Origin of the sequence: Proteus sp. G2669, assembly GCF_009915245.1 — a bacterium.
Taxonomy (GTDB): Bacteria; Pseudomonadota; Gammaproteobacteria; order Enterobacterales; family Enterobacteriaceae; genus Proteus.
The window spans coordinates 1-5,689 of record NZ_JAABLX010000030.1 but is presented as its reverse complement, the minus strand read 5'-3'; the positions used below and the strand labels follow the sequence as shown (position 1 = coordinate 5,689).

Annotated in this window: 7 protein-coding genes and 1 pseudogene; 1 reads left to right on the top strand and 7 read right to left on the bottom strand. The window is 40.4% G+C overall.

Features of this window, described 5'->3' with window-relative positions:
* Nucleotides 1-71 precede the first annotated feature (71 nt).
* A pseudogene (locus GWI68_RS08890) lies at nucleotides 72-1,240 on the top strand (IS3 family transposase).
* A 153-nt stretch (nucleotides 1,241-1,393) separates the two neighbouring features.
* Here GWI68_RS08890 and GWI68_RS08885 read toward each other — a convergent pair.
* The 7 genes from GWI68_RS08885 to GWI68_RS08855 form a co-directional block, all read right to left on the bottom strand.
* Nucleotides 1,394-1,630, bottom strand: a complete 237-nt coding sequence (locus GWI68_RS08885; protein ID WP_243733321.1) for a hypothetical protein — start codon at nucleotides 1,628-1,630, stop codon at nucleotides 1,394-1,396.
* Between the two features lie 127 nt (nucleotides 1,631-1,757).
* Complete coding sequence (locus GWI68_RS08880; protein ID WP_166540041.1) at nucleotides 1,758-2,279, bottom strand: hypothetical protein; 522 nt, start codon at nucleotides 2,277-2,279, stop codon at nucleotides 1,758-1,760.
* 64 nt (nucleotides 2,280-2,343) lie between these two features.
* The gene (locus tag GWI68_RS08875; protein WP_227336706.1) at nucleotides 2,344-2,577 is read right to left on the bottom strand and encodes a hypothetical protein; all 234 of its coding nucleotides are present in this window, start codon (nucleotides 2,575-2,577) and stop codon (nucleotides 2,344-2,346) included.
* Nucleotides 2,574-3,626, bottom strand: a complete 1,053-nt coding sequence (locus tag GWI68_RS08870; protein WP_166540040.1) for a VENN motif pre-toxin domain-containing protein — start codon at nucleotides 3,624-3,626, stop codon at nucleotides 2,574-2,576. The genes GWI68_RS08875 and GWI68_RS08870 overlap by 4 nt, the downstream gene beginning before the upstream one ends.
* Nucleotides 3,627-3,874: 248 nt before the next feature.
* Nucleotides 3,875-4,114 carry a hypothetical protein gene (locus GWI68_RS08865; protein ID WP_109402977.1) on the bottom strand — a complete coding sequence of 80 codons (240 nt, stop codon included), beginning with the start codon at nucleotides 4,112-4,114 and terminating at the stop codon, nucleotides 3,875-3,877.
* A complete protein-coding gene (locus GWI68_RS08860) occupies nucleotides 4,098-5,432 on the bottom strand; it encodes a VENN motif pre-toxin domain-containing protein (protein ID WP_166540039.1) in 1,335 nt (444 codons plus the stop codon). Before GWI68_RS08860 ends, GWI68_RS08865 begins: the two co-directional genes overlap by 17 nt.
* A 10-nt stretch (nucleotides 5,433-5,442) precedes the next feature.
* A partial coding sequence (locus GWI68_RS08855) for a hypothetical protein (RefSeq protein ID WP_166540038.1) occupies nucleotides 5,443-5,689 on the bottom strand: 247 nt, incomplete at its 5' end.

Below are 5,689 nucleotides of genomic sequence, written 5' to 3'. Positions count from 1 at the left end.
TGTAGTGGTTTAATAAATTTGGCCACCTGAATAGAGGTGATATGCTTACCTCAAACAATAAAGGTGCCTTAATGAAAAAACGAAATTTCAGTGCAGAATTTAAACATGAATCTGCTCAGTTAGTTGTTGATCAGAACTACACTGTTGCTGATGCAGCTAAAGCCATGAATATCGGTCTTTCCACTATGACCCGATGGGTAAAACAGTTGCGCGATGAACGGGCTGGCAAAACGCCGAAAGCCTCTCCCATCACGCCAGAGCAAATTGAAATACGTGAACTCAAAAAGAAACTTCAACGTATTGAAATGGAAAATGAAATATTAAAAAAGGCTACCGCGCTCTTGATGTCAGACTCCCTGAACAATTTACGTTAATCGGAAAGCTCAGGGCGCGTTATCCCGTAACCACTCTCTGCCATGTATTCGGGGTTCATCGCAGCAGTTATAAATACTGGAATGCCCGTCCTATTCAGCCTGATAGAAGACGCACCGTATTGCGCAGTCAAGTTCAGGAACTACACAACATCAGCCATGGCTCTGCTGGGGCAAGGAGTATTGCCATAATGGCAACGTTCAAGGGCTTCCCAATGGGGCGTTGGCTTGCCGGTAGGCTCATGAAATAGCTCGGCCTTGTAAGTTGTCAACAACCGAAACACCGCTACAAACGTGGCGGACAAGAACATATTGCTATATCGAATCATCTCGAACGTCAATTTGCAGTGACTGAGCCCAATCAAGTGTGGTGTGGCGATGTCACCTATATCTGGACAGGCCAACGCTGGGCGTATCTCGCCGTTGTTCTCGATTTGTTCGCCAGAAAACCGGTGGGCTGGGCAATGTCGTTCTCTCCGGACAGTCGATTGACCATCAAAGCGCTGAAAATGGCGTGGGAAACTCGGGATAAACCAGCAGGGATGATGTTCCACAGTGATCAGGGTAGCCACTATACAAGTAATCAGTTTCGGCAGTTACTATGGAGATATCGGATCAAACAAAGTATGAGTAGACGCGGAAACTGCTGGGATAATAGTCCAATGGAGCGCTTCTTTAGGAGCCTGAAGAACGAGTGGGTACCCATGACTGGCTACATAAGTTTTAGTGATGCTGTCCATGCAATAACGGACTATATTGTCGGGTATTACAGCGTACACAGACCTCACGAATATAACGGAGGATTATCACCAAACGAATCCGAAAAGAGATACTGGAAAAACTCTAAAACGATGGCCAGTTTTAGTTGACCACTACAGACTTTCAGTGGTAAGTAGTTGAGTGAGCTAGAGTTTGAGGTAGGCAACCACTGCTCCCTTACCCGCCAAGCTGGGAAGTTGATTATCCGATTGGCAAAGAAGTGAAGGGTTAAGGGAGATCCCTGTGAATGCAGGGATCTATTATCAATAAAAATTATCGTCTAACTGACCTTCTGATTTTAATATCTCTAAAAATCTTTTATAGGCGGTTTCATCTAATTCAAGCAAGTCATCTAATAATGATTCTTCAATTAAAGCCCAATGATGGACGCTCTTTGCATCATCATTTGAAAAAAAGACTGTTTTAAAATCTAATTGATTATCAATAATTTTTACTTCATCAGCTTTATATATTTGCAATCCGCCATAATTAATAGGCATTCCATAAAATATGTTTCATCATCAAACCAATAAAGTAGCATTCCTCTACATAACTAAGAATTTTCTGTGCAAAATAAAAAAATCTATTGTAATGAACTGGGGTCAGTTCATAAGATAGGGTTTTTATTTAAATGATAATAAGTTCACCGTGTCGGTCAAAAGGAGGCGCAACAGGATAATGGCGAGTATAAACATTGATAACATGTTGTAAATAACTATTCAGATCCCAATTAGTGTTCTCTACACATTCATCATTTTCATTATAATTAAATATAAGGTCTGGATTATCTGAATCTGTTAGTAAAAAGAGATACTGTGTATAACTTTCTACTGAAATGAAAAATGGTTTTTGTTTTAATAAATCATGTCGTTGGATCGATGCCAGCTCTTCTCTTGCACCAATTTGAAATAAAATATCACCTCTTATGGTCTCTTGATTTTGATAAAACACTAGAGGATCATCACCAAAAAGACCACCACTGCAGCGCCCCATACACCTTAAAAACTCATAGAATTGCCCTGTGATTCTAATATCATAAAGGCGTTCCATGCTGGAGATTTCTTCATCAGAATATCCTCTTATATAACTAACATCGATAAGTAACTCTGGATAAACCGAGTGTAGAAATTCTATTAATCTTATATTCATAGTATTATTAATTTACGTTAAAATATCTAAAATAGTTCAAAGTTTAAAATTTTATTCTAAAAAATTATTTTAGTTTATTTTCTTTTATGTATAACATTCCAATACCTAACCCCATAATTGCACCTCCACCAATACTTACTTTTAATACTTTTTTTATTTCATTAACTTTAAATGAAATTGAGATATCTGAATAAAAATAAAAAAACACCTCCACTAAAAAATAAAAAATCATTACACTTATAAATGAAACAAATATAAACATAATCATTAACACTATAATAAGAAAAATTATTTTCACTCTTTTTTTTCCTCTTCATCTTTTTTTTGTATATAAAAAATACCTAATTCAGATATAGCACTACTACTTAAGTTACCTGCTCCAGAAGGAATTTTACTTTCGGATACTTCCTGCATAATATAAGACCTTCCCTTAACCTCTGACTCTGAATATTTTCTCAACACTTCATTAAATCTGGGATTATTGCCTTTTGTTATTATTTTACCAACCCAATTAGTTACAGGTTTTACTATAAAATTACCTAATCCATACCCCATTAATGCTCCACTTCCTGTCGTGATTGCCCCCATCGCTGCACTTTCATCATTTATCGTATTCGTCAGGGCTCCTCCTGCTGCATTAAAGAAAACTGTACTTTTCCATCCTTCTCCTATTGTCATTACATTTACCCAACCTGCAATTATTGCATTCACTGGGTTAACTTTTTTTGAATCGATATATTGTACTCCTGAATTGGCACCTGCACCGATAAACCACATAACTCGCGCACTTGTTGAAAGCAAAGAAACACTTCCCGTACTACCTGTTGCTAAAGCATAAATATAAGCTTGTTGTAGCGCTTTGCCTCTCTGACATGATTCAGAATTAGAATTTTCCACACATGACATTCTATCTTTACCATATTCCTGTGCCAGTTGAGTATGCATTAGCTCATTTCCACCAAGTAAGTTATTCTCAACCACCACCTTCCCTGCTTGAGCGGCATTGGCAACGCCTGCACTATTATCGCTGATTAAACCGCCGACAACCCCTGAAGTTAACGTTGCCCATGCACTTATATTCTGCTTTTCAGTTTCAGTGAGTTCTTCGGGAGTTTTGCCATAAAGTGAGTGCGATAAAATACCCACTGTTTCCCCTGTCATTGCGCCAGAAGCTTGCACTACTGCATTCTCACCTTTTGCCAACGCAAGGCTGGCATTCAGTAAGCCGTGGGTAATGGTGCGCTGAATATCACTTTCAACACTGTTACCTTGAATTTGGTTTTTCACTTCATTGGCAAGATAAGGAGCGGAGCCATTGGCAATCGCGGTAACAATGTTGTTGCCCATTACACCTTGCGTAAATGCGGTGATAGCTTGGATTGCACGGGTGTATTTACCCCCACTACCAAAGTCAGATTGGTTGGTATAATTCTGTAATGCTTGCTGGAAGAGGTGATTTTGAATATCACGCTCGGTGACGTTATCGTTAGTTTCTGAAAGGATTGATGAGTACCACGGGCTAACAAGCCAAGGTTATTGAGACGGAGTGATAGCCCAAAAGAAAGATCCCAACATTTTGAGCTGGGATCTTAACATCATCTACGTAACTTATATTCTATAAACCACATCCCTATTCCAACGACCAACCCAGCCCATAGACTTGCTTTAATAATCTTTTTTAAAAACTCGATTGAAAAAATAAAATCTCCACCAATCAATAACCAAATAATACACTCACCTATGCTGTATATAACCAGCCCCATAATAAACAGGACTACCACACACAAAATAGTCATAACAAGAAAGTATTCAAATTGATTAGTTTTTTGATTCACTATTTTTTTCCTCAACTTCTTTAATTTTCTCTTGCATCAGAAAGTTTGTAGTCTCTGTTGTAAAGGCAGAGCCTATATTTCCCAAAATACCAGGCAAAGGATGGGGTTTCATATCCTTCGATAGTCCGTATAATCCATTTATAGCTCCACCTTGCAATTTAGGGTTGTATTTGGGATCCCAACCTCCTGTTTTCCACAATTTATATTGATTCCATCCATAACTTATAGGCTTACCTGCGAAACCATATCCCACACTAGAACCAAAACCTGCACTGAACGTATTTATAAAGATTGCAGAAGGATCTTCTCCCTTGAACATACTTGCAACTCCCCCCATGCCTGCATTCCAGGCAACAGTTCCCCCAAATTTCGTATACGCCGTCATGGCACCTGTCCCAAAGGAAAATACTACATCCACGGGATTGACTTTTCCTGTAAATCCATATTGAACCCCAGCATTCGCTGTGGCGCCTATTGTTCCCGTCATAAGCATTATTTTGCCTGTCCCATCCCCCAATAAATATGCCGTAGCTTTGCCTGCCCCTTCCAATAGTGGGGTCATAACTCGGATTGTCAAACCACCCTGCAATACCTGAAGGGGAGCATCACCGATAGCCGCATTATCTCTGTGGTAGCCATACGTATTGGCCAGATTATCGGCTTTTTTGAATAGTTTTTCTTCTTCAGTTTGTGTACGCGTCCAGTTCAGGGCATCCAGCCATCCGTCTTGCTCATATGCCTGTTGTCTTTCCCCGTCTGCCCAAGCATTTTTCGCTTCTGTACGGCCTGCGTATGGGAAGCCTTTGTTCGGGATCAGCGACGAATCCCCTTCTTTTAACAACAAAATGACCAGCTGTTCGGCAGTTTTTGCATCATACAACTGAGTTTTTTCATAGGCATATTGCTGCAATTCCTGCAGAAATCTCTGTTGCTGCTCCGGTGTCAAAGACGCAGGATCTTTCCGGTACTGATTTAACAGCCCATCACTGATTTGGTCACGGGCTTCCAACGCCAGTAACTCACGAACATCCCTCTCCGTATATTTGTTTTCCCGTAACGCCTCACGGCTTTTATCTAATGCCTCGCGTGAAATATCTCCCAAAAAATTATTCTCAACCACCACTTTCCCTGCTTGGGCAGCATTGGCAACGCCGGTGCTATTATCGCTGATTAAACCGCCGACAATCCCAGAAGTTAATGTTGCCCATGCACTTATATTCTGCTTTTCAGTCTCGGTGAGTTCATCGGGGGTTTTGCCATAAAGTGAGTGCGATAAAATACCCACCGTTTCGCCCGTCATTGCGCCAGAAGCTTGCACTACTGCATTCTCATCTTTTGCCAACGCAAGGCTGGCATTCAGTAATGCCGTGCACTATCGTGCGCTGAATATCACTTTCAACACTGTTACCTTGAATTTGGTTTTTCACTTCATTAGCAAGATAAGGCGCGGAACCATTAGCAATCGCGGTAACAATATTGTTGCCCATTACACCTTGCGTAAATGCGGTGATAGCTTGGATGGCACGGGTGTATTTACCCCCCGTACCAAAGTCGGATTGGTTAGTATAATCCTGT